General features: G+C 58.6%; 18 protein-coding genes and 1 tRNA gene. 10 read left to right on the forward strand and 9 right to left on the reverse strand.

Translation table 11 applies throughout. The features are described from left to right. Window positions 1-73: 73 nt before the first annotated feature. Window positions 74-1,987, reverse strand: coding sequence for a phosphodiesterase DibA (gene dibA, locus QRN10_RS18785; RefSeq protein WP_253509935.1), 1,914 nt, complete (start codon window positions 1,985-1,987; stop codon window positions 74-76). Between the two features lie 166 nt (window positions 1,988-2,153). Between dibA and desA the strand changes: the two genes are divergently transcribed. Then, on the forward strand, window positions 2,154-3,338 hold the full coding sequence (gene desA / locus QRN10_RS18790) for a delta-9 fatty acid desaturase DesA (RefSeq protein WP_181081447.1): 1,185 nt from the start codon (window positions 2,154-2,156) through the stop codon (window positions 3,336-3,338). 188 nt (window positions 3,339-3,526) lie between these two features. Beyond that, on the forward strand, window positions 3,527-4,540 hold the full coding sequence (locus tag QRN10_RS18795; RefSeq protein ID WP_181081446.1) for a GGDEF domain-containing protein: 1,014 nt from the start codon (window positions 3,527-3,529) through the stop codon (window positions 4,538-4,540). A gap of 81 nt (window positions 4,541-4,621) precedes the next feature. On the opposite strand, the gene gabT is transcribed toward QRN10_RS18795, so the two are convergent. The 3 genes from gabT to QRN10_RS18810 form a co-directional block, all read right to left on the reverse strand. Then, window positions 4,622-5,899 (reverse strand): 4-aminobutyrate--2-oxoglutarate transaminase, encoded by a 1,278-nt coding sequence (gene gabT / locus QRN10_RS18800; protein WP_181081445.1) that lies wholly within the window; start codon window positions 5,897-5,899, stop codon window positions 4,622-4,624. A 182-nt stretch (window positions 5,900-6,081) separates the two neighbouring features. Then, window positions 6,082-7,524 carry an NADP-dependent succinate-semialdehyde dehydrogenase gene (gene gabD / locus QRN10_RS18805; protein WP_181081444.1) on the reverse strand — a complete coding sequence of 481 codons (1,443 nt, stop codon included), beginning with the start codon at window positions 7,522-7,524 and terminating at the stop codon, window positions 6,082-6,084. A gap of 222 nt (window positions 7,525-7,746) precedes the next feature. Then, complete coding sequence (locus QRN10_RS18810) at window positions 7,747-8,571, reverse strand: AraC family transcriptional regulator (protein WP_253509933.1); 825 nt, start codon at window positions 8,569-8,571, stop codon at window positions 7,747-7,749. A gap of 133 nt (window positions 8,572-8,704) precedes the next feature. On the opposite strand from QRN10_RS18810, the gene QRN10_RS18815 reads away from it, so the two are divergent. The 5 genes from QRN10_RS18815 (at window position 8,705) to QRN10_RS18835 (ending at window position 12,171) form a co-directional block, all read left to right on the forward strand. Beyond that, window positions 8,705-8,893, forward strand: coding sequence for a DUF1656 domain-containing protein (locus tag QRN10_RS18815; protein WP_181081442.1), 189 nt, complete (start codon window positions 8,705-8,707; stop codon window positions 8,891-8,893). A 12-nt stretch (window positions 8,894-8,905) separates the two neighbouring features. Further along, a complete protein-coding gene (locus QRN10_RS18820) occupies window positions 8,906-9,814 on the forward strand; it encodes an efflux RND transporter periplasmic adaptor subunit (RefSeq protein ID WP_285428874.1) in 909 nt (302 codons plus the stop codon). Next, window positions 9,814-11,790, forward strand: coding sequence for an FUSC family protein (locus QRN10_RS18825; protein WP_285428875.1), 1,977 nt, complete (start codon window positions 9,814-9,816; stop codon window positions 11,788-11,790). The genes QRN10_RS18820 and QRN10_RS18825 overlap by 1 nt, the downstream gene beginning before the upstream one ends. Before the next feature lie 61 nt (window positions 11,791-11,851). Beyond that, the gene (locus QRN10_RS18830; RefSeq protein WP_285428876.1) at window positions 11,852-12,016 is read left to right on the forward strand and encodes a hypothetical protein; all 165 of its coding nucleotides are present in this window, start codon (window positions 11,852-11,854) and stop codon (window positions 12,014-12,016) included. A 78-nt stretch (window positions 12,017-12,094) separates the two neighbouring features. Further along, a tRNA-Arg gene (locus tag QRN10_RS18835) sits at window positions 12,095-12,171 on the forward strand. A 69-nt stretch (window positions 12,172-12,240) separates the two neighbouring features. On the opposite strand, the gene QRN10_RS18840 is transcribed toward QRN10_RS18835, so the two are convergent. After that, window positions 12,241-13,305: a 2,3-butanediol dehydrogenase gene (locus QRN10_RS18840; RefSeq protein ID WP_253511962.1), complete on the reverse strand. Its 1,065-nt coding sequence runs from the start codon at window positions 13,303-13,305 to the stop codon at window positions 12,241-12,243. Window positions 13,306-13,680: 375 nt separating this feature from the next. Here QRN10_RS18840 and QRN10_RS18845 point away from each other — a divergent pair, with 375 nt between their 5' ends. From QRN10_RS18845 to QRN10_RS18855, 3 genes are all read left to right on the forward strand, one after another. Continuing rightward, window positions 13,681-14,316 carry a LysE family translocator gene (locus QRN10_RS18845; RefSeq protein ID WP_285428878.1) on the forward strand — a complete coding sequence of 212 codons (636 nt, stop codon included), beginning with the start codon at window positions 13,681-13,683 and terminating at the stop codon, window positions 14,314-14,316. Between the two features lie 176 nt (window positions 14,317-14,492). Further along, the gene (locus tag QRN10_RS18850) at window positions 14,493-15,608 is read left to right on the forward strand and encodes an AAA family ATPase (RefSeq protein WP_181081432.1); all 1,116 of its coding nucleotides are present in this window, start codon (window positions 14,493-14,495) and stop codon (window positions 15,606-15,608) included. After that, window positions 15,569-16,165 (forward strand): DUF4276 family protein, encoded by a 597-nt coding sequence (locus tag QRN10_RS18855; RefSeq protein WP_253509929.1) that lies wholly within the window; start codon window positions 15,569-15,571, stop codon window positions 16,163-16,165. The genes QRN10_RS18850 and QRN10_RS18855 overlap by 40 nt, the downstream gene beginning before the upstream one ends. Window positions 16,166-16,192: 27 nt before the next feature. On the opposite strand, the gene QRN10_RS18860 is transcribed toward QRN10_RS18855, so the two are convergent. The 4 genes from QRN10_RS18860 to QRN10_RS18875 are packed head-to-tail and all read right to left on the reverse strand — an operon-like array spanning window position 16,193 to window position 22,875. Beyond that, on the reverse strand, window positions 16,193-17,404 hold the full coding sequence (locus tag QRN10_RS18860; RefSeq protein ID WP_285428879.1) for a DUF3322 domain-containing protein: 1,212 nt from the start codon (window positions 17,402-17,404) through the stop codon (window positions 16,193-16,195). Between the two features lie 2 nt (window positions 17,405-17,406). Then, window positions 17,407-20,763, reverse strand: coding sequence for an ATP-binding protein (locus tag QRN10_RS18865; RefSeq protein WP_285428880.1), 3,357 nt, complete (start codon window positions 20,761-20,763; stop codon window positions 17,407-17,409). Next, complete coding sequence (locus QRN10_RS18870) at window positions 20,756-21,424, reverse strand: DUF4194 domain-containing protein (protein ID WP_181081429.1); 669 nt, start codon at window positions 21,422-21,424, stop codon at window positions 20,756-20,758. Before QRN10_RS18870 ends, QRN10_RS18865 begins: the two co-directional genes overlap by 8 nt. Next, on the reverse strand, window positions 21,421-22,875 hold the full coding sequence (locus QRN10_RS18875; protein ID WP_253509926.1) for a DUF3375 domain-containing protein: 1,455 nt from the start codon (window positions 22,873-22,875) through the stop codon (window positions 21,421-21,423). Before QRN10_RS18875 ends, QRN10_RS18870 begins: the two co-directional genes overlap by 4 nt. Window positions 22,876-22,933: the final 58 nt, after the last annotated feature.

A 22,933-nucleotide genomic window follows, 5' to 3' on the forward strand; every position in this document is an offset into this window, starting at 1 on the left:
GTTAGTCATGGAATCAGCCCGGCGAAGACCTGAATGGGGGAGCAGACAAGCCCCGCCCCCATCTGGAATGCATTCAAGTGTGGAGGTTGGGCGCGCAGTCCCAATCGATCTCATGGGCTGGCATCGGCCTGCCGAACCAATACCCCTGGCCCAGATCGCAACCCTGCTCCAACAGAAACCGCGCCTGCTCCACCTGTTCGATGCCCTCTGCGTGCACCTGCATGCCCATGCTTTTAGCCAGGGCGATGACCACACGCACAATTGCTACGTCATCTTCGTCATAGGGCAGGCCGGCGACGAAGCCTTGATCGATCTTGAGCTTCTGCACCGGCAGCCGCTTGAGACGCAGCAACGACGAATAACCGGTGCCAAAATCGTCGATGGCCAGGCGCAGGCCGAGTTCGCGCAGGCGGTGCAGTTGCTCAAGGGCCACTTCGGGATCGTCCATCACCGCGCTTTCGGTGACTTCCAATTCCAGATAGGCCGGCTCCAGGCCCGTGTCATGCAGCACCTGAGCGACCTGCTCGTAGAGTTCGCGCCGTGCAAACAGGCGGCTGGAGACGTTGACCGCGATAAAACTCAGCGCGGCGCCCTCGGCCAGCCACTGGCACATTTGGCGACAGGCCTGGTGCATGACCCAGGCGTCGATCTCGGCAATCAGGCCGGTGCGCTCGGCGACCGGGATAAATTCGACGGGAGGCACCAGGCCACGCTCCGGGTGCTGCCAGCGCACCAACGCTTCGACGCCGATGAGGCGGCTGTCGGTGAGGTCGTGCACCGGTTGGTAATACACGCGCAATTCCTGCCGTTCGAGGGCACGGCGCAGTTCGCTGGCGATTTCCACCCGATTCTGCGCATGGGCGGTGAGTTCTTCGGTGTACAGCGCGTAGCTTTCACGGCCGACGCTCTTGGCCTTGAACAAGGCTGAATCGGCATTACGCAGCAGTTGTTCGGCGCTCAGGGCGTCGTTGGGGAACAGGCTGATGCCAATGCTGGCGCTGATAAACAGCTGATGGCCATCGAAGATGAACGGTTGTTTCATCGCATCGAGCATGCGTTGGGCCAGTGCCGCGGCCTGCACCACCTGTGGACAACTTTCGGCCAGCACCGCGAACTCGTCACCCCCCAGGCGCGCCAGGGTCATGCCTGGGCCGAACAGGCTCTGCAGCCGTTCCCCCACCAGCTTGAGCAACTGATCGCCGACATTGTGCCCGAGGCTGTCGTTGATGATTTTGAAATGGTCCAGGTCCAGCAACAGCAAGGCGCAGCCACGCTTGTGCAGCTGCGCCGAGGTCAGCGCCTGCTCGGTACGGTCGGTGAACAGCAGCCGGTTAGGCAGGTCGGTCAGCGGGTCGTGATGGGCGAGCCGGGCCAGCTCATGCTCGGAATGCTTGATGGCGGTGATATCGGAAAACACCGCCACGTAGTGACTGACGCGGCCATCGTCATCGTGAATCACCCGAATGGTTTGCCACTGTGGATAAATTTCCCCGCTTCTGCGCCGATTCCAGATTTCACCGCTCCACTCGCCGGTACGCGCCAGGGTCTGGAACATCTGTTGGTAAAAAAGCGACGAATGGCGCCCGGATTTGAACAGGCTGGGCGCCTGACCCATGACCTCGTCGCGCCCGTAGCCTGTGATCTCCATGAAAGCCCGGTTCACATGCACGATCAGACCTTGAGCGTCCGTGACCAGTACGCCTTCGCGAGTGCAATCGAACACCGCCGCTGCCTGGCGCAGGCGCTCGCGGTTCTCTTTGACGGGTTGTTGCTGCAGGTTGGCGCGCATGAAACGCACGCACAACAGGCCAATCACCAAGGCGGTCAGCGCCACCCACACATAGCCGCGCGCCTGCATCCAACGGCTGATATCGCTCGGATCATCGAGAAACTCGATAAATGCCCGTTGTGTCAGCCCGATCCAGGCGATCGAAACCAGCAGGTATACCAGCCCAACACGTAGGGCACTTCGGTATGAAAGCAGCATAGGTTTAGTAATCCTTACCAAAAAAACAGAATCGCCCTACAAAGGCTGCGGATTATAGAATAAGAAACATCCAGTCACTTCTATCTGAAAGGCCGGCTGGTTTTCTCTGTAGGCTTAGTGATAATGCGTGAGCTGTTCTTTTCTTTATCTGAGGGCCATACAGCCTATGTGGTACAACGGTTTTCTTGACTTGTCAGCCTGGCAACTGGTGGCAGTCACTCTGTTGATGACCCACGTGACCATTATTGCGGTCACCGTCTATCTGCACCGCTATTCCGCCCATCGCTCCCTGGAGCTCAATGCCGGTCTCAAACACTTCTTCCGTCTCTGGCTGTGGCTGACCACGGCGCAGAACACCCGCGAGTGGACTGCCATCCACCGTAAGCACCATGCCAAATGCGAAACCGTCGACGACCCGCACAGCCCGGTCATCAAGGGGCTTTCCACAGTGATGCGCAAAGGCGCCGAACTGTACCGCGCCGAGGCGGAAAACCCCGAGACGCTGCGCATCTACGGCAAGAACTGCCCCGACGACTGGCTCGAGCGCAAAATCTATACGCCTTACCCGCTGCTGGGCGTGGCGATCATGGGCGTGATCGACCTGCTGCTGTTCGGCACCATCGGCATCACCATCTGGGCAATCCAGATGATGTGGATTCCGTTCTGGGCCGCCGGCGTGATCAACGGCCTGGGCCATGCCGTGGGCTACCGCAACTTCGAATGCCGTGACGCGGCCACCAACCTGGTGCCGTGGGGCATCATCGTCGGCGGCGAAGAACTGCACAACAATCACCACACCTACCCCAACTCCGCCAAGCTGTCGGTGAAGAAATGGGAGTTCGACCTGGGCTGGGCGTGGATCAAGGTGTTCAGCTTCCTGCGCCTGGCCAAGGTGCAGCGCGTGGCGCCGATTGCCCATCGCGTCGAGGGCAAGGGCCACCTGGACATGGACACCGCCATGGCGATCCTCAATAACCGTTTCCAGATCATGGCCCAGTACCGCAAGTTGGTGATCGGCCCGCTGGTCAAGCAGGAGCTGGAAAAAGTCGATCACTCGGTGCGCCACCAGTTCCATCGCGCCAAGCGCCTGCTGTCGCGGGAAACCAGCCTGCTGGATGACCGTCATCACCTGCGTATCCAGAGCATGCTGGAGCATAGCCAGGCGCTCAAGGTGATCTACGAGAAGCGCCTGGCGCTGCAGCAGATCTGGGTCAAGACCAGCGCTAACGGTCATGACATGCTGGCGGCAATCAAGGAATGGGTACACGAAGCCGAGGCCAGCGGTATCCAATCCCTGCGTGATTTTGCACACCAATTGAAGACCTATTCGTTGCGCCCTACAGCCGCGTAACCTCGCTGCGGGAGGGCCTTCCCTCCCGCGCGACCTGTTTTTGGCGTCATTTACCGGGCGCCGCCATTCGACACCGTTGACGGAACTTCACCGCAATTAGCCTCTCTCAAAGAACACTTCGCCATCATGGTGGCCCCTTGTTGTGACCGCTGCTCCACCTTGCGGCGCGCCCAGAGAGAGATGTGCCGATGGTTCAAGAAAAGCCCCACTTACCCGACCCGCCCGCAGTTGAACAACCGCGTCCGGCCGCGGCTTCGACCCTGCTGGCGCTGGTGCATGCCCAGGGTGAGGTCGAGCGGCTGAGTGAGCGCGAGCAACTTCTAAGCTCGCTGCTGGTGAGTGTGAATGCCGTGCTGTGGGCCGTGGAGTGGGAGACTCGCCGCGTGCTGTACGTCAGCCCGGCCTACGAACGAGTATTCGGCCGCCCCGCCAGCCTGCTGCTCGCCGATCACCGCGAATGGCGCAACAGCATTCACCCCGAAGACCTCGATTACGCCGAACACAGCATGGCCCGCGTGCTGGACCAGGGCGCCGTGGAAGACCGCGAGTACCGCATCATCACTGCCGAGGGCAAGATTCGCTGGCTGAGCGACAAGTGCTACATCAACCAGCAGGTCGAGCCCGGCGAGCCGGTAATCGTGGTAGGCATGGCCGAGGACATCACTGAAAAAAAGCAGATGGAGCTGGAGCTGCACCGTCTGGCTACCACCGACGTGCTGACCCAGAGCAGCAACCGCCGGCACTTCTTCGAGTGCGCCAACCAAGCCTTCGACACCGCCAGCGTGCAAGGCGCGCCGCTGGCCTTTCTGTTGCTGGACATTGATGATTTCAAGGACATCAACGACACCTACGGCCACCTTGAAGGCGACCAGGTGTTGCGGCGTATCGCTGAAAGCGGCCGAGGAGTACTGCGCCGTGGCGATCTGTTCGGGCGCATCGGCGGTGAAGAATTTGCCGCCGTACTGCCCGGTTGCGCGCCGGAGATGGCACTGCAGGTGGCAGAGCGCCTGGGCAAGGAGATCCAAGCGCTGAATTTCAGCTACGAAGGCCAGGCGTTTGGCGTGACGGTCAGCCAAGGCCTGGCCAATCTCAGTGAGGAAGATTCAACCCTGGACAACCTGTTCGCCCGCGCCGACGCGGCCATGTACGAAGCCAAGCGCCAAGGCAAGAACCGTATTATCGTCGCCACCGCCGACTGCTAGCGCGCCCGACGCCGGGCTGCGAAGCAGCCCCACGGCGCGCACAAAAAAACCGCCGAGGCGGTTTTTTGTGCGCGGTGGTTATCAGAGTTCGGAGAAGCACTCTTCGATAATCGCCAAGCCTTTGTCCAACTGCTCGTCCGGCGAGGTCAGCGGTACCAGCACGCGCAGTACGTTGCCGTACGTGCCGCAGGACAGCAGGATCAGGCCCTTGTCGCGCGCTTTGGCCACCACGGCGGCTACGGCGGCGGCGTTCGGCTTGTGGCTGTCGCCGTCTTCGAACAGCTCGACTGCGATCATCGCGCCCAGTGCCCGCACTTCGCCGATAACCGGGTACTTGGCCTGGATGGCTTTCAGACCAGACACCAGGCGCTCGCCGACGGCTTTGCAGCGGTCCAGCAGGTGCTCTTCTTCAAATACTTCCATTACGGCCAGTGCCGCGGCGCAGGCGATCGGGCTACCGGCGTAGGTGCCGCCCAGGCCACCTGGGGCGATGGCGTCCATGTACTCGGCCTTGCCACACACACCGGCCAACGGGAAGCCGCCGGCAATGGATTTGGCGAAGGTGGTCAGGTCGGCGGCCACACCCATCTGTTCCATGGCGAAGAACGTACCGGTACGGCCGGCGCCGGTTTGCACTTCGTCGGCGATCAACAGGATGCCGTGCTTGTCGCACAGTTCGCGCAGGCGCTGCATGAAGGCTTTCGGCGCAACGTAGAAACCGCCTTCACCCTGCACCGGCTCGATGATGATCGCGGCGATATCGCGCGGTTCGGCATCGTTCTTGAAGATGCGTTCGATGCTGGCGATCGAATCGTCGATGCTCACACCATGCAGTTCGTTCGGGTACAGCGCGCGGAAGATGCCGCCGGGCATCAGGCCCATGCCGGCCGAGTAAGGCACGACCTTACCGGTCAGGCCCAGGGTCATCATGGTACGGCCGTGGTAGGCACCGGTGAACGCGATCACGCCGGCACGGCCCGTGGCGGCGCGGGCGATTTTCACGGCGTTTTCGACGGCTTCGGAACCGGTGGTGACCAACAGGGTTTTCTTGGCGAAATCACCTGGAACCTTGGCGTTGATTTTTTCGCACAGCTCCACGTAAGGCTCGTAGGCCAGGACCTGGAAGCAGGTGTGGGTCAGCTTGTTCAGCTGTTCGGTCACGGCGGCGATGATTTTGGGATGCACGTGGCCGGTGTTCAGCACGGCGATGCCGCCGGCGAAGTCGATGAACTCGCGACCTTCAACGTCGGTCACGGTGGCGTTTTTCGCCGATTCGGCGAAGATCGGGTGAATCTGGCCAACCCCGCGCGGTACAGCGGCTTCGCGGCGTTTCATCAGGGATGCGTTGGTCTTGCTCATAAAGTCCTCATTCGCCACTCATCGGGTGGCGTGGTCCAAGGAATACGTGGCGGGGAGGCAACTACGGCAGCATGCGATGATCGACTGCCACAGCTTTCCCGGCCACTACGAATAACGATGTGAAACACGCAAAGGGTCAGCGCTCTCGTGCCCTCTGCGTTTACTGCAATCTCCTGCAGGGCTTAGATGCCCAGGCAGAGGTATTTGATTTCCAGGTAATCCTCGATCCCGTACTTGGACCCTTCACGGCCCAGGCCCGAGGCCTTGATGCCGCCGAACGGCGCCACTTCATTGGAGATCAACCCGGTGTTGACGCCGACCATGCCGTATTCCAGGGCTTCGGCCACGCGGAACACACGGCCCAGGTCGCGGGCGTAGAAGTAGGAAGCCAGGCCGAACTCGGTGTCGTTGGACATGGCGATCACTTCGGCTTCGTCTTTGAAGCGGAACAGCGGCGCCAGCGGGCCGAAGGTTTCTTCCTTGGCCACGGCAGCGTCTTTGGGCACGTCGACCAGGATCGTCGGTTCAAAGAAGTTACCTTCCATGACCTTGCCACCGGCCAGCAGCCTGGCGCCTTTGCTCAGGGCATCGGCGATGTGTTCCTGCACCTTGGCCACGGCTTTTTCGTCGATCAGCGGGCCGGTGGTGGTGCCTTCCTCCAGACCGTTGCCGATCTTGAGCTTGGCCACCGCCACCTTGAGTTTTTCGGCGAACGCGTCGTACACCGAATCCTGGATGTACAGGCGGTTAGCGCAGACGCAGGTCTGGCCGTTGTTGCGGTACTTGGAGATGATCGCGCCTTCGACGGCCTTATCCAGGTCAGCGTCGTCGAACACGATGAACGGCGCGTTGCCGCCCAGTTCCAGGGAGACTTTCTTGATGTCCTTGGCGCATTCGGCCATCAATTGGCGACCGATTTCGGTCGAACCGGTGAAGGACAACTTGCGCACGATCGGGTTGCTGGTCAGCTCGCCGCCGATGTCGCCGGCGCTGCCGGTGACCACGCTCAGCACGCCTTTGGGGATACCGGCACGGTGCGCCAGCTCAACCAGGGCCAGGGCCGAGAATGGGGTTTGCGACGCTGGCTTGATGACCATGGTGCAGCCGGCGGCCAGGGCCGGGCCGGCTTTACGGGTGATCATCGCGGCCGGGAAGTTCCACGGGGTAATGGCGGCGGTCACGCCGATCGGCTGCTTGATTACGATCAGGCGCTTGTCGGGCTGGTGGCCGGGGATCACGTCACCGTAGATGCGCTTGGCTTCTTCGGCGAACCACTCGATAAAGGACGCGGCGTAGACGATTTCGCCCTTGGCTTCGGCCAGCGGCTTGCCTTGTTCGAGGGTCATCAGGCGACCGAGGTCTTCCTGGTTTTCGATCAGCAGTTCGAACCAACGGCGCAGCTTGTTGGCGCGCTCCTTGGCGGTCAGTGCACGCCAGGCCGGCAGCGCCTTGTCGGCGGCTTCGATGGCGCGGCGGGTTTCCGCGGCGCCCATCTTTGGCACGGTGCCGAGAATCTCACCGGTGGCCGGGTTGTTGACCTTGATGGTCTGGCCGTTGTCCGCATCGACCCAAGCGCCATCGATAAAGGCTTGCTGGCGGAACAACTGGGCATCTTTAAGCTGCATGTCGGGTTTCCTTAACAGCACCGCGCGCACGCGGAGCGAATTAGAGTTGTTGAAAGGCGCCTTGTGGGCTGCCGTCAGGGAAATCAGCCCCTGCGCGCGATTGAAGCGAAAAAGCGCACGGGAGACAGAGCGTTTGAAATCTCAAACGAATCCTAGGATCAATGGGGGTACAGGGCAATAGGATGTTCGAAAAAAAGAACGAAAACGGCGAATTCGCCGACGTTATCTGACCAGCGTAGGCACTGCCGCAGGCTTGGCCATGCCCGTACTGCGCACGTAACGTGCCGGCGATGCCCCCAGGGTTTTTCGGAACATACTGATAAAAGAGCTCACCGACTCATAACCCAGTATTTCGGCCGTGCGCTGCACGGATTCCCCTTCCGCCAGACTCTGCAACGCCACAATCAACTGCCATTGCCTGCGCCACTGGCCAAAGGTCAGGCCCGTTTCGCTTTTCACCAGTCGCGCCAACGAACGCTCGCTCATGGCGACCTCACGCGCCCAATCGCCAATGGTCGAGCGGTTCGAAGGGTCTTGTGCCAGCGCCCTGGCGATAGCACGCAATGGGGCAGCCGCCGGAAGGGGCAAATACAGCTGCTCGCAACGCGCCATTTCCAGTTGTTCGAGCAATACGCCGGTCAAGCGTGCCGTGGGTGAGTCAGGCGGGTACGCCGGGTCCTGCTCACTGAGATGAAAGATCAGTTCGAGAATCAACGGCGACAGCACCAACGTGCAGCATTGCTTCGGAAGCACAGCCACCTCCGGCTCAACCAGCAGAAAACACACTTGCCCATTCGCTGTGACCCGGTTGCTGTGCGCAACGCCAGCGGGGATCCACACGCCGAATCCCGACGGCACCATCCACACCCCATCTTCCACGGTACACACGATGCCGCCGCGACACGCCACGACCAACTGGCCCTTGCGGTGCTTATGGACGGGAAACTCCTTGTCGTTCTGCTGTGTCGTGAGCATCAGCGCCACGGCGGGCTGACAAAGGTCGTCCAGTTCGAACTGCTCCTGTGACTGGCGCTGAACGTCCTGCATTGGCATCTCTCACATTGGCTGGATTTGATTATTAATTGGCAGTGTAGTCGATATCGGCACATCAGGTTGTTGCGTAGCATTCTCATCAAGTACCGCCCGCGCCCTGCGGGCCTATCGATATCCGGTGATGAAGATGCTGAGTGAACTGTCCATTGCGAATCTCTACATCCCTCCGTTGCTGGCCTATCTGGTCGCGTCGGCACTGGCCTACCAAGCGTTGAAACATTGGGTCGGTGGTCCCTTGGCGTGGACCTGGCATCCCAGCCTGTCGCGCTTTTTTGTGCTGCTGATCATTTTGGCCACGCTGTTTCTGACGGTTTAAGTGAGGCCGCCTATGTCTGCCGTCAAATACCTGAAGACCTGCGCGACCCTGGCTTTGGGCCTTGTCGCCCTGGCCTTGTGCATGCAGCTGTGGCGTGCCTACGTGCTGGCGCCCTGGACCCGCGATGGGCGAGTCAGCGCTCAAGTTATCCGCATAGCCCCGGAGGTGTCCGGCCAGGTCGAACATCTGGCGGTGGCTGATAATCAATGGGTGTCCAGAGGCGATCTGCTCTACCGCATCGACCAGCGCGACTATTTGCTGGCCCAGCGCCAACGGGCGGCGGAGCTGGCCGAAGCGCAAAGTGTGTTTGAGCAACGCAACGAACAATTCAAACGTCGCACTCGCCTAGGTGACGCCATTGCCCGTGAGGAAATCGACAACGCCGCCCGCGTACTGAATGTCGCCAAGGCTCGCCTCGATGCCGCACAGGGCCAATTGGCCAGGGCCCGGCTGGATCTGGACCGCACCACGATACGTTCGCCGGTGGACGGCTACGTGACTCAACTTCGTTTGCAGCCGGGCGATTATGCGGCACAAGGCGAGACCAATATCTTCGTGGTCGATAGCCACAGCTTCTGGGTCACCGGCTACTTCGAAGAGACCAAGCTTTCGCGTATCCGCAAAGGCGCCCCGGCGTCGATCAAGCTGATGGGGTTCACGCCATTACTCCAGGGGCACGTCGCCAGCATCGGGCGCGGGATCGCAGACGGCAATGAGCTGCGCAGCGACAGCGGATTACCTCAAGTCAGCCCGACGTTCAGCTGGATACGCCTTGCCCAGCGCGTACCTGTACGCATCGAACTGGATAACGTGCCGACAGAGGTCGAACTGGCCGCCGGGATGACCGCGAGCGTTGAAATTGTCGAGGCAACGTCGGCATCGCATTGGCGGTTCATAAGCTGGCTTCAGGAGTACATGTAATGGTGGGGCATCTGCGGCGCGTGCTCGACTCACTGCCTTTACCCTGGACGGCCGATACGTTCGCTTATGTGTGGCGCAGCATCGCCGCGGCGACGCTTGCGCTCTGGCTGGGTTTTGAGCTGCAACTGGATTCGCCGTTTTCGGCTGCGTCCACCGTGCTCCTGCTGGTGCATCCGGTGCAAGGGGCGGTGGTCGGCAAGGGTTTCAACCGCATGGTTGGAACCCTTATCGGCATCACTGCGGCATTTATCCTGCTGGGCATGTTCGCCCAGCAGATGCTGCTCTTCATTCTGGGTGTCGGTCTGTGGCTTGGCTTATGTGTGGCGGCAATGACGGTGCTGCGCCATTACCAGTCAACGGCGGCGGTCGTCGCCGGGTACACCGTGTGCCTGGCGTTGGGCCCCGCCATTGTCGCCCCCGAACAAGGCTTCGATCACATCGTGACCCGAGGCACCGCCGTGGTGGTCGGTGTATTCAGCCTCAGCCTTATCGCCACGCTGGGCAGTCGTAAAACCATTGATCGCAAGCTGCTGGACACGCTTGTCGACGTGTCTGCCCGCGCTGCACGTCAACTGTCTGATCGATTCGCGGGCGAGGACACGCCTGAGCTGGTCTCACGACGCGCGCAGCTCTCGATGGACATCGGGCGAGTGGATGATCTTCTCGGCATCGGCTGGGGTGAGTCCGTGCTTATCCGGACGCGTCTGCCGGTTATTCAAACCGGCCTCGCCCAGCTGCAATCGGCGGTTATGGACAGGCGCCTGGACGATCGCGATGCTGCGGGGCATTGGTTGAACCGGATCAGTACCCCGCTCTGGCACCTGGGCCAGGTGTTGACCGACCGAACCCTCGATTTCACCGCGGCGGCGGATCGGGTGAAACAACTCATCAACGTGCTTGTAAGCGCAGGATCGGTTGACGACCTTTCAGCAGAGTCTGCCCGCGCGCCGTTACAGGTGGAGCGTCTGCGTGAACAGCTGGCGGACCTGCACGACGCCCTGTGCAGCTTCTCCAGCCTTGAACGCAACACTCAAGCGCGCCACGCCGTGGCCGGGTTTCATCGCAACTATCAGGACGCCATACGCAACGGTATCCGAGCCTTGGGCGCCACCCTGGTCGCCGGCGCCGTGTGGTACCTGAGCGCCTGGAATCAAGGCCCCACCCTGCTGGCGGTGCTGGGGCCCTGCTGCACCCTGTCGGCTGCAGGGCCCGACCCGGTTCAAGGCGTCATCGGCTTCATTAAAGGGACTCTTTACGCCACGTTGGCCGCAGTGGTGTGCAAATTCTTACTGATGCCGTCGATCAATGGCTTTCCACTGCTCGCAGTGATGCTGGCGATGTTCTGGTCATTCGGCATTCATGCCACCACCCGACCTCGACAGGCCCTCACCGGGATTGCCTACCTGATTGCGTTCAACACGCTGGTCAGCACCGGCGCGACCGCTCATTACGACTTCGCCGAATTCATCAACCAAGTGCTCGCCTGGTTCGTCGCGATGGGTATCTGTCTGCTGGCGTTCAACGTCGTTCCCAAAAAGCCCCAGCACACTGTGCAGGCACTTAAACAGTCGCTGCTTACCGCCACGCGCCGGCTTCTGCGTCGAGGAGCAACGCTCAATCATCGCAAGTGGCAAGCGCAACAGCAGCACCGCATCGTCTCCTTGAAAAGCCTGTTGGGCGCCGACCGTCAGGGTGACTGCGAGGCTGGCTATTTATCGCTCCAACTCAGCCGTGAACTCGCACGGCTACAACGACACATACGTCGCCTGGCCCCCGGCTCGCCAATTGCTCGCTGCGCGGCCACGGCCACCAGAAGGCTGGCCCAGTCGGCTGACCACACCGCCATCAGCGCCGCTCAAGCACGCAGAGCAGCCAAGTCCATGCAGCGCCTGGGCGCCGAGCAGTGGGCAGCACGTTACCGAGACCTGGCCTGGTTGCTGGAGCAATACGAAAACGCAACGACCGCCATCACCTGAAGGTCGGCCGCTTTCGCGGTATTGCCGACTGCTTATTCCCACTCACGAAGGTACTTGCAGAATGAACACGTTATTCAAGTCGATCGCGCTCGCTTCAATCATCACCCTGCCGGTGTTTGCCCACGCGGAAGGCGGCGCTGATGCTTTGACGCGCTGGCATGAGCAAAACAAGACGACTCTGCCAAAAGACCACAAACACCAGCACAGCCACCTGCCGCAGACGTAAGACCCTGCCCTGATTTGCCCCTTCACCGCCCTGCAACTGGACGCCCCCCGGCCAGATGAGTATCATGGCGCCCGCATCGCATCCGTAGCTCAGCTGGATAGAGTACTGCCCTCCGAAGGCAGGGGTCGTGGGTTCGAATCCCGCCGGGTGCACCAGATACACATGAAAAAGCCCCAAGTCGAAAGACCTGGGGCTTTTTCATGTGTGTTGGGATCACATCCCCTTCAAACCCGCGCTGGCGACACAATGATCTTCACGTTGTGTTCCTTGTTTTTAACCAATTCCTCAAAACCTTCCCCCACGATCTGTTCCAGCTGAATACGCCCCGTCACCAACGGCGTGATATCCAGCCGCCCATCGGCGATAAACGCGATGACATCCGCGAACTCGCCGTTATAGGCCAACGCGCCGAGTACCTGTTTCTCCGTGGCCACCAACTCGAAGAAGTTGAATTCGCTGGGTTCTTCGAAGATGCCCACCAGCACGCACTTGCCGGCTTTGCGGATCAGGTCGATGGCAAGTTTGGCCGTGTGTTTGTTGCCGATGCATTCAAAGCTGACATCCGCGCCGAGCCCGCCGGTGAGGCGGCGGACTTCGGCCAGGGCGTCGCATTGGTTGGGATCGAGTACGTGGGTCGCGCCTACCTCCCGGGCCTTGGCCTTGCGGGCTGCGGACATTTCCAGGGCGATCACTTGCGCCGCGCCCGCTGCTTTGGCGCACATGATGGTGCACAGCCCGATGGTGCCGGCGCCGACCACTACGACGTTTTGCCCCAGCAGGCTACCGGCCTTTTTCACCGCGTGCATGCCCACCGCCAGCGGCTCGATCAGTGCACCGGCTTCGGCGGGGAAGTTGGCGGGCAGCTTGTACAGCAGGTTGGCAGGTACGTTGACAAGTTCGGCGAAGGCGCCGTTGTTCATCAGCCCGGTGAACGCCAGGTTTTCACAGATGTTGTACAGCCCGTGGGTGCAGTAGTAGCAGGTGCCGCAATGCTGGCAGGCATCGGCCGCCACCGGTTCACCGACGCTGAAGCCCTCCACGCCGGCGCCGATCTCAACGATTTCGCCACAGAACTCATGACCGAGAATGCACTGGCCCTTGATGCCGGTCAGCGGGTGTGGCGCGTCGACCGGGATAAACACCGGGCCGGCCACGTACTCATGCAGATCGGAGCCGCAGATGCCGCACCATTGCACGCGGATCTGCACCCAGCCGGCGGGCGGCGCGTCGGGCAGGGGCACATCTTCCACGCGGATATCGTGGCGGCCGTGCCAGACAGCGGCACGCATGCTGCGTTGCGGATTGATCGTTAGGGTCATGGCAAGGCTCCTTGAAACGGCAGTGAGTGACGAACCCCGACGGGGTTGCGAGGGCCAGAGCAAGGCCGGTGCCATCTGCGCGAAAATCCTCGAACAGGCGTTTTTTAGAGCGATCCGTGGCACAACCCCCGCTGGCCGCAATCACCGTCGAATGAGACGCCTTGAATCAGCCCTCTGAGAAAGCGCTGAGCAATTGGGACGCTCCGTCTCATCGCTGCGTGCCTGTATGACGTTTTGTCGGGCCATCTGTATCTAACGCGCCGTCTTCGGCGGCCCTACCATCGTGCGCATCCAGCCACTCGCGACCACGCGCCCACGGCTGGCGTTACCTACAGGAGTTACCCCATGCCCGAACTGTCGAGCCTGCTGGCGTTTGGTCTGATTTGCCTCGGGATGGTGCTGACGCCAGGCCCGAACATGATCTATCTGATCTCCCGCTCGATCTGCCAAGGGCGGGTCGCGGGCTTGATTTCCCTGGGCGGCGTGGCGTTGGGTTTTGTGGTTTATATGCTCTGCGCGGCGCTGGGTATTACCGCTCTGCTGATGGCGGTGCCCTTTGCGTATGACGCGCTCAAGCTCGGCGGCGCGTTGTATTTGCTGTACCTGGCCTGGCAAGCGGTGAAGCCCGGTGGGCGTTCGGCGTTTCAGTTGCGCGATCTGCCTCGGGACGGGCCGCGCTGGTTGTTTATGATGGGCTTTGTCACCAACCTGCTGAACCCGAAAGTCGCGGTGATATACCTGTCGTTGCTGCCCCAATTCATCGTGCCCGACGGCCACGGCAGTGTGCTGGCGCAGTCCCTCGTGCTGGGGTTTACCCAGATCATGATCAGTGTGAGCGTTAACGCGTTGATCGCCCTGTCGGCGGGCTCCATCGCCACGTTTCTGGCGGCCAAACCACTATGGCAATGGGTACAGCGCTGGTTGATGGGGACGGTGCTGGCAGGGCTGGCTGTGCGCATGGCGCTGGAAGGGCGGCGCTGAGCGCGGCGCTTTATGGTCACTGGCATGTGGACTCAAGGGCCACAGTTTTTTTGTGAATATACTGCTGCTGTCGAACGCCTATATCATGCGCGAGCCAAAATTTTTGAAGCTCAATAAGCAGGCGACGTGAAAAGCCCGTCGTGCGGCGACGGCCGGTGAAGGTCGAAGGAATTGCCATGAACATCGAATCGATCACAATCAAAGGATTCAAAAGCGTTACAAGCCTGACGCTTGAGGGACTCTCTCCCTTTACAGCCCTGGCAGGCTCTAACGGGGCCGGGAAAAGTAATATTACTGATGCCCTGGCGTTCTTCGGTGCCGTCGTGAAACGAGGGGCTGCCACTGCCATTCGGGATTTTGGCGGCTTTCAACAAATCCACTGTTTCAAGTATCGCAAAGAAAAAAGGACCTCACTGTCCTTCGAAATAAAAATAGAAATCGATAATGAAAAATTTGATTACTCGCTCAAACTGATTGATATCGACAAAGTTCCTCAGGTCATTGAAAGCCTGAAGATCGATGGCGAACTGTGCATCGACCGGCGCCAAAATGGCGAAACGCGACTTACGCTGTCTGGCTACTCTCCACTTACGCCGCTTCTGCAATACCCTCAAGACATGACCGCACTCATGTTGTTCAGCAACTCATCGCTCTACAAATTCCTTACAAACATACGTGTGTTTCGAATTGATCCTATTGCTGCAAAAGAACCAGACAGCTCGACCGCCGATGCCACAATGTTGGACAGCCATGGTCGCAACGTCGCAACCATGCTCTCCGTACTGGAAAAGGATGAAGCATTCAGAACTCAAGTCTTGGAATGGATTGAGCTAATTGTTCCTGGACTGGAAAATGTCTCGACTGAAAAGCAGCGACTCGATAGCGCCACGGTCATCACCTTCAAAGAAGAGGGCACCAGAACTCACTTTCCTGCGCGCTTGATCTCCGACGGCACTATTTACGCCCTGTGCATCATGACCGCCGTGTTGAGCCGCACTGCTCAGGCAGGCCTTACCATTATCGAGGAGCCTGAACGAGGTATTCATCCTAAAGCCATTGGCGAACTCGTTACGCTTATGCGGGATAACGCGACGGTTGAACATCCTGTATTCATTACCACACACAGTGAGTCTGTGGTACGCAACTTAAATCCGGAAGAGCTCTGGCTGGTCAACAAAACCGAGGGCCGCACGGGCGTCAAATGCGCGGCAGAATCCGGAGTCGATAAAAAGCAGATCCCTCTGGACACCGCGTGGCTGACAAATATGCTCAACGGGGGGCTTCCATGGTGAAAGTTGGCTTTATTGTGGAGGGGGACTGTGAAAGGATCGTGGTTGAATCTGCGGCCTTCACCAAACTCCTCAGCGATTGTGGACAGGAACTGGTAACGCCAGTAATCGATGCAAAAGGAGGTGGAAACCTCCTTCCACACAATATCGATGTATTCATTCAGGCGCTTGAGGTGAAAGGGGTGAGCAAAATCTATGTGCTCACCGACCTGGAAGAAGAGGCCTCGGTTGAAGTAGTTCGAGACCGTATAAGCAACGCAAAAATCGAAACCATATTCATCGCCGTCAAGGCTCTGGAGGCATGGTTCCTTGCTGATACCCAGGCAATGAGCAACTGGCTGAAGCAGGCCTACAATGAGCCCTATCCTGAAGCGACCTTTGGAAAACCCTATGATCGCCTTAAAGAAATTGCCAAAACCGTGGGAGTTTCCGGCCCTGGCAATAAACCCGCCTTCGCCAAGAAAATGGTCAAGCACTTCGATTTCAGCATCGTCCGTGCAGCTCAACACCCGCTGTGCCCCAGTGCGCGCGAGTTGGTCGATTACTTCCGAGAAAGATAAACCGACTACTTGCAGACCATCGCTTATTCAACTGGCCGGGTTTACAGAATCGCTGTCGTTACTCCGCCTGATCGACGCCAAAGCACGCTCCAGACAGCTGAATTTTATATACTCCTGCTCCAATCTAACGCCTACACCCAGTCGGTTATCTCGTAGCTCATCGAACAACAAACGCTCATCCGAGTTAAGGCGAGGCAATTCATGTAACGCTTGCCGGGCCTCTTGGCCCCAGACGTCCTCATGGGCAACGAGCGTTTGGCGGTCCATTAATAACGACTCCACGTGCCCAAATCTGCGCCGCAATTGATCAAGAATGGCGAACCCGTGGGTATCAATATCCCCCCAGTAATAAATTGTGCTGCGCGACAACCAGCTCGCCCGTCCCAAGGCCTCCCAGCCATAGCCCTTGCCAAAGATCACAATGGCAGACGCGACACAAGGAAATGCCAGGAAGTTAGTCTCGTTCTCTGTAACGAACACCCGACTGACAGCGATATCCAACTGAGCAAAACTGGCTGAGTCCAGGGTTATGTCAGGACAGGTCAAGCCTGGAAGCGTGGCCATTTTTTGATCCAGAACGCGAAAGCGGATCCCCGTAGGTTTATCGAGAAAACCGTAACGAAGAGAAAATTGTGAAGCGCCCTTGTAGTGCGAGGCAATGGCCTGCTCGGGCAGGACTCTATCGAAAAGCTCACACAAGACCCCCTTGTGCCCTTCGATAAATTTGCTATGGATACCTGGGATATCGACCTGCCGCAGGTAGATGCCGGGTTTGGGATGCTCGGTTATCCAGGTTACAACTTTCAACAGGGCCGGCCATTGTCGTGCAAGGGTAATGGCCCGTAATGGACGAGCTTCCAGCCAGGGGACAAGCAGAGGCTGACATTGAAGCGTTAAATCAAGCAGGGACTTGAATTCGTTGAGCTCTTTGCCCTTGCCAACCAGTACGACGGCTGCCTCTAAAGAATCGACCCACACTGCGACAGGCAACCGTTGCAAGCCTACGACACGATGATTGACCTCTCGCCACTGAATGCGGATACCGACGATAGCGCTGAGATCTGCAACCCACTTGCGAACCTTTTCAAACTGCTCACTGAGCTGTACCGCTTCAGGCCCTTTCAGGGATAGCCGCCGTGGCTCCCAGGGTTGCCCCGTCACCAGCGGTCGCAGCAAGTCACCACGCAGCCAAAGTCGCTGTATCTGCTTATTCAAGTCGGCCGTTGTGGTCCATTGCATACTCAAAGCTCGTTCCGGTTCGTCCGATACTCTTCAATCGACAAATTACGCAATTGTGAAGCCTTGCCCCCCTCGTTGCGCACAAAGCCGACACTGGAAACAAAGGGCTCAATGATGTGAATTTTCTGCAGGGGCGTCACGATCAATAACTGCAGATTGAGTTGCTCGAACAGCCTCAAGCCATACTCGGCGGACTCATCCGAACCACGCCCGAACGCCTCATCGATTACCACAAAACGGAACGAGCGCGAACGCACGGCGCCCCACTCGAGGCCGAACTGATAGGCCAGACTGGCCGCCAGAATGGTGTAAGCCAGCTTTTCCTTCTGCCCGCCGGACTTGCCACCCGAGTCCGGATAATGCTCATGTTCCCGGTCGTCCTCACGCCAGCGCTCGCTGGCGGCAAACAAGAACCAGTTGCGCACGTCGGTGACTTTGGCGGTCCAGCGGCGATCTTGCTCTGCATGCCCTTCTCGCCCACGAAAACGATCAATGATGGTCTTGACCTGTAGGAACTTGTTTTCCGAGTACTGCGCATCCTCGGAGCCCGTCAATGCACCTTCGGTGCAGGCCCGCAATTGCATCTGGAAGTCACGGACATCGATATCCGGACTCAACTGCGACTCCAGCACGATGTAGCGGCCGGGGTTGTAGTCGATCTGCCCAAGAGACTCGTTGATTCGGGCAATTCGCTCCTTGATGGTCTCGCGCTCGCGCGCCAGTTGTCCGTTGAAGTTAGCGATTTCATTAAGTGTATTGACGTTGAGCAGCTCCTTGAAGCGCTGTTCAAAACGCGGCAAATCATCGCGATTGAGCTGGTCAAGCAGATTACGGTACTCATCGACAGCATTGAGATCGGCGTCAAACTCACTGGTTTCCAGTTTGTAGGCGTCCTTGAAAGCCCCCATGGCCCGAATGATTTTGTCTCGTAGCCGATCCAGCACCTTGACCTCGGCATCCATTTCTCGTTGCAAAGCTTCGCGCACTTCGCGCTCGGCGTTGTCGCAGGATTCGACAGTCAGCAATCGTTCGCCCAACACCTGAACACGTAGCGCCTCCAGACGCAGACGAACGGATGCTTCAATGTCCAAAAGCAAGCGGGTGGTTTCAATATGCAACGCGCTGGCGGCTTCGTATTTTGACGCTACGTTACCCAACTCCTGGTCCAGCCGGGATACTTCATTCTCCGTGACCTGCAACGCGTCTTGCAGGGTCTTCAATTGCGCCGCCAACGCCAGTAATGCATCACTTGCCGCCTCCAGCTGCGACTTTTCGTCTTGCAAACGCGCTACCAACGTCGCACATTCGGCCCAGTCGATTTCACGGTAGTCGGTAAACTCATTGAGCGCAGCGAGGGATTCCAGTTGGTGACGGATAAGGGCACGCTGCTTTTCAGCGTTGGCAATGTTTGAGCCTATGTCGCCCAGACGTTCTTCCAAGCGATCTTTAGCGACCTCAAGGGCAGTAATCTTCTGCGTATTGCTCCACCCAAGCACATAGCGGCTACGATCATCCAGACGATGTCGGTCATCCTTTTCATGGCGCTCGCCAGTCCCTTTGACTTGGCCCGATAGAGACAAGGCGCGGACCTCACGCCGAAACTGCTCCGGTGTCTCACAACAGGCGTAGTTGAAGCGATAACTCAGTTCACGGGCCAGCCAGTGGTAAAACGGTGAGTCGGGTTTGACACTGATTTTTGTTACCAAGGACTGCGGATGCAGGTCCGATGGCTCGGCCTGACGGGCGGCACGTACCCGGAAATACACCACACGCCCCGCCAAGTGGGTTCGATCCACCCAGGCTGCCACCGCGGGGTAATGTTCATCCGGCACCAGCAACGCCAAGCCAAAACTATGCAGAATACGCTCAATCGCGCCTTCCCAAGGGCGATGTTCTTCACGTACTTGAAGCAACTCACCGACAAACGGGATCAGGTCTTCGGCAAGCTCAAGTGCCTGGCACATCGCGGCGCGCAGCTTGATCTGAGCGAGCGGAATATTACTGCGGCGCGCCTTAAGGCTGGCTATTTCGCTAACGAGCGCGTCATGCTCACGCCGCCCTTGAAGCAGCGACACAGACCATTCGGTAAGCTGGTTTTGCAGCTCGGCCTCCTCGGAGCCTGACTGTTCGCGACGTACCCCTAATTGCAGTCCCAGGCGCACAAACTCCATTTCGTCGCGCACCGGGGAAGCGCCTACCGCATTGAGAAGCTCCGCATGACGCCGGAAGCGTTGCTGGCGCCTTTCACGCTCATCATCCTGTTTACGTATTTCACTGGCCAATTGATCCAGGCGGTCTCCGCCCTGCTCGGCCACCGCGCGTTTAAGAGCGTCTACCTCCAATCGCTGGCGATCTCGCAGCTCAAGCCGACGCTTCTTTTGAGAGGACAGTCGCTGCTGATCATTAGTCAACAGCTCCAGACGTCGGTCCAACAAACCGAGTTTGAGCTCCGAGAACCAGGCCTTGAGGGACTCGCGGCAGTCGCGCAAACGCTCCTGCTCACCAACCAGGTCGTGGTGCTTGTCGCAGTCGGCCACCAAAGGCTCCAGCAAAAGCCGCTGATGCTTGGCCTTTAAAACCGCTTCATGGGCACGACTCAAGTCATCGAAGTGGGAAATCAAGGCATTAATGCGTACAGCGGCATCAAACGGTTCAAGCATGTGGTTGCGGACAAATTCAGTCAGGTTGCCAACCGACTTCATCGAAACCGTTTGATGAAACAACTCCATTGCCTGTTCATTATCAATACCCAGGCGTCGCCGAAACCACGCACCGTACTTTGCAAAACTGTCCTGGACATCTGCACCCGCATTTCGCAGTCGCTTGCGTAACTGCGGAATATCCGAACCGAAATCGGCAAAGTCATCAGTAATACTCAGGTCGCGCTCAGCGCCGACATAAAAGCGCTCCGGCTGCCCTTGCCCTTCTTTCATCCAGAACACCTGGGCCAGGGTTATCGTCTGATCGTAGCCTGCGTTATGAAATACACCCAAAATCACCGAGTAACTGCTGTGGTCGCGAAGAGCTACAGGTTTTGCCGTACCCGTGACTTCACTGCGTTCAGACTTGTAATGCCCCAACACGTAGGAGCGCAGACCTCGCTCCTTATTCTCTGCCCCGGCAGCCTTGTTATAGGCGATGCGCTGGGTGGGAACCAGCAATGTAGTGATCGCATCCACCAAAGTGGATTTACCGGAACCGATGTCCCCCGTCAGCAGACTGTTTTTACCCTCCGGCAGCAGTGTCCAGACCTTTTGATCAAAGGTGCCCCAGTTGAAGATTTCCAGGCGTTTGAGACGAAAGCCAGACAGGCTGTCGTCGCCGATAAAGTCCAACTCCGGGAGCGATGCATCACTCATGATCCTTCTCCTGCTCAGTATCAAGTGAAGCGTCTTCGTCTCCACCTAGACGGACCCGGTATTCAGCCAGCCGGCTGTCAAAATCAGATAACCATTGAGCATCCACAAATGCCTTCAGGATACGGCGCACTTCGAAACTCATTGGACCGCCACTGCTTTTGAGCCGGCGCAGAAAACCCAGGTCGATTACCTTGGCAATTTGCGCATCAATCTGGTCGACCAACTTAACTTCATTGCTGCTGGCAGGCAGAAATACGCGAACCAACTCCACAATCTCATCGCGCGTCAGTACCAGCCGAGTCTCACCGCCGCCAGCATCGAACTCCGCTAATTTTTTGCGCAGCAGGGCCAGCAGCAAACTGACCGGAAATGACAAGGGTCGGCGCGCGACGAGACGCGGAATCTGTACGCTGGCTTCGCCGACGTCCTGCTCGGGACGGCTGCGCAGAAAAACATAACCTTCGGCTTCATCCAACATCAACTCAAGGCCCAGTACCGTCACGTAGTCACGCACACGCACTTGCAAGTTGAGTAGCGCGCCCCACAAACGCTCATTACCTTCCCGGTAAATCACCCCTTTGAGCAGCGAAACCAACAGTGTGGACAGATCCGCCGCCGCGACATCCATAGTCGCCGCCGGCGCGGGTTGCTCTTCGCTCATCCTTCCCTCACAAAAATTATTCGCGCCAGGCGCGCCTGCTTTCTTACGTAACCGCCATCACGAGTCATCGCGTTCCAGATGATCGGCTCGTAGAGGCTGTCGTCGATCACAGTCGTAAAGGTTTCACTGCCAAGATGGAGATATGCCACCAACTCGGCCAACCCTTGCTGCAGGGGTTGCAAGTCGATCAAGTCATACAGGGTGACTTGCGAGCGGGTCTGCAGCGCTTGCCGGATATGGCTTGCCAGACGAAGCAGGTCGACGGCCTGTTCGTTGTACAGGGCGCTGACATCCACATCGTCGTCTCCCGCCTGGACAACCAGGCCGGCGAAGTCAGGTTTGACAGTCAACGTATGCAGGGGCCGCTCCATGGGCAATTCGATATGCGCAGCCACGTCATCCATGTCCATGAAGTGACCAGCAGGCGGTTGGTCACGTGCCCACAACGCCTTGGCCTCCACACCACGCAAGATGTCCATGATCCGTCGATTTTCCAGCCAGACCTGATCATCCAGAAACCGTCGCAACTGCTGGGAAAGTTGAGCCACCATGCGCTGGGTATGCTCACCAGCTTCAAGCCAATCGTAGTGAACGCGGCGAGTGCGAATATCCGGCTTGAGCTCCATGACCGGCGCCAAGGCCAGCACATGATCAAGCATCTGCGTCAGTTCCTCCTGCCGCTGGCTGGACATCAAAAAGCCCCAGAACGCTCTGAAACTACGGCCCTGGTCCGAGTCGGAAATGGCATCGCGCTCGCCCATGATCTGTTCCAGCAGGGCCCCCTTGGCACCTTCCCATAGGGCGATCCGCTCTCGCACACGCCGGTCAAGCAGACGAAAATTATGTTCGACCTCACGAAAGTCAGCGAGCAACTCTCGCGACAACTGGGTGAACTGCTGGAAGCGATCTTTCAGGGCGGTATCGTTCAGCAACGGCACATTGCCACCGACGATCTGCGCAATTTCAGCGTCCAGTTCGTCCCGGCGTTTTCGTAGTTCGGCGACGCGTTTGGCCGGGTCTGTTTCAGTGCCTTCGCTCATCTGTTTGAGCAGCTCGAATAGCGTCAGCAAACGTGATTCGGTTCCGACGAAGCCCCGCTCGGCGAGGGTCGCCAACCAGGCAATGGCTTTCTCGGTAGACGGCGTGAGGTCGAACTGCGGTTCATCGTCGTCCTGACGATAAAACTTGCGCAGCCAGCCCTTTTCCGGACTCGCCCATTCGTTGAGATACTGCAACGCAGGTTTGGGGAAAACCTCGTCTTCGATCTGCCTACGCAGGGCAAACAGCTCATCCTCCAGAGCCTCGGCCAGATCGGCGGCTGAAATGATTCGAACGTTAGGCGCGACAAACACACGGTGTAAAAAACTTGCCACCAACGGACCATGATCCGAACACAAGAGGCGCCAGGCCGGATGATGCTTGCGCAAACTTTCAAGGGTGGCGTAATCCATCACTCACCGATTTGCTGAATTGATCAGTTCAAAACAATGGCGCCAGACTTAAGTATTT

The sequence above is a fragment of the Pseudomonas sp. lyk4-R2A-8 genome, from assembly GCF_030209095.1.
Taxonomy (GTDB): Bacteria; Pseudomonadota; Gammaproteobacteria; order Pseudomonadales; family Pseudomonadaceae; genus Aquipseudomonas; species Aquipseudomonas quebecensis.

What these genes read in the sequence shown, in the direction of transcription:
- QRN10_RS18840 (WP_253511962.1), bottom strand. Translation starts at nt 13,305, where the DNA reads ATGCGTGCCGCTGTCTGGCACGGCCGCCACGATATCCGCGTGGAAGAT.
- QRN10_RS18830 (WP_285428876.1), top strand. Translation starts at nt 11,852, where the DNA reads ATGAACACGTTATTCAAGTCGATCGCGCTCGCTTCAATCATCACCCTG.
- QRN10_RS18825 (WP_285428875.1), top strand. Translation starts at nt 9,814, where the DNA reads ATGGTGGGGCATCTGCGGCGCGTGCTCGACTCACTGCCTTTACCCTGG.
- QRN10_RS18810 (WP_253509933.1), bottom strand. Translation starts at nt 8,571, where the DNA reads ATGCAGGACGTTCAGCGCCAGTCACAGGAGCAGTTCGAACTGGACGAC.
- QRN10_RS18815 (WP_181081442.1), top strand. Translation starts at nt 8,705, where the DNA reads ATGCTGAGTGAACTGTCCATTGCGAATCTCTACATCCCTCCGTTGCTG.
- QRN10_RS18795 (WP_181081446.1), top strand. Translation starts at nt 3,527, where the DNA reads ATGGTTCAAGAAAAGCCCCACTTACCCGACCCGCCCGCAGTTGAACAA.
- dibA (WP_253509935.1), bottom strand. Translation starts at nt 1,987, where the DNA reads ATGCTGCTTTCATACCGAAGTGCCCTACGTGTTGGGCTGGTATACCTG.
- QRN10_RS18850 (WP_181081432.1), top strand. Translation starts at nt 14,493, where the DNA reads ATGAACATCGAATCGATCACAATCAAAGGATTCAAAAGCGTTACAAGC.
- gabT (WP_181081445.1), bottom strand. Translation starts at nt 5,899, where the DNA reads ATGAGCAAGACCAACGCATCCCTGATGAAACGCCGCGAAGCCGCTGTA.
- QRN10_RS18870 (WP_181081429.1), bottom strand. Translation starts at nt 21,424, where the DNA reads ATGAGCGAAGAGCAACCCGCGCCGGCGGCGACTATGGATGTCGCGGCG.
- gabD (WP_181081444.1), bottom strand. Translation starts at nt 7,524, where the DNA reads ATGCAGCTTAAAGATGCCCAGTTGTTCCGCCAGCAAGCCTTTATCGAT.
- QRN10_RS18845 (WP_285428878.1), top strand. Translation starts at nt 13,681, where the DNA reads ATGCCCGAACTGTCGAGCCTGCTGGCGTTTGGTCTGATTTGCCTCGGG.
- QRN10_RS18875 (WP_253509926.1), bottom strand. Translation starts at nt 22,875, where the DNA reads ATGGATTACGCCACCCTTGAAAGTTTGCGCAAGCATCATCCGGCCTGG.
- QRN10_RS18860 (WP_285428879.1), bottom strand. Translation starts at nt 17,404, where the DNA reads ATGCAATGGACCACAACGGCCGACTTGAATAAGCAGATACAGCGACTT.
- QRN10_RS18820 (WP_285428874.1), top strand. Translation starts at nt 8,906, where the DNA reads ATGTCTGCCGTCAAATACCTGAAGACCTGCGCGACCCTGGCTTTGGGC.
- desA (WP_181081447.1), top strand. Translation starts at nt 2,154, where the DNA reads ATGTGGTACAACGGTTTTCTTGACTTGTCAGCCTGGCAACTGGTGGCA.
- QRN10_RS18865 (WP_285428880.1), bottom strand. Translation starts at nt 20,763, where the DNA reads ATGAGTGATGCATCGCTCCCGGAGTTGGACTTTATCGGCGACGACAGC.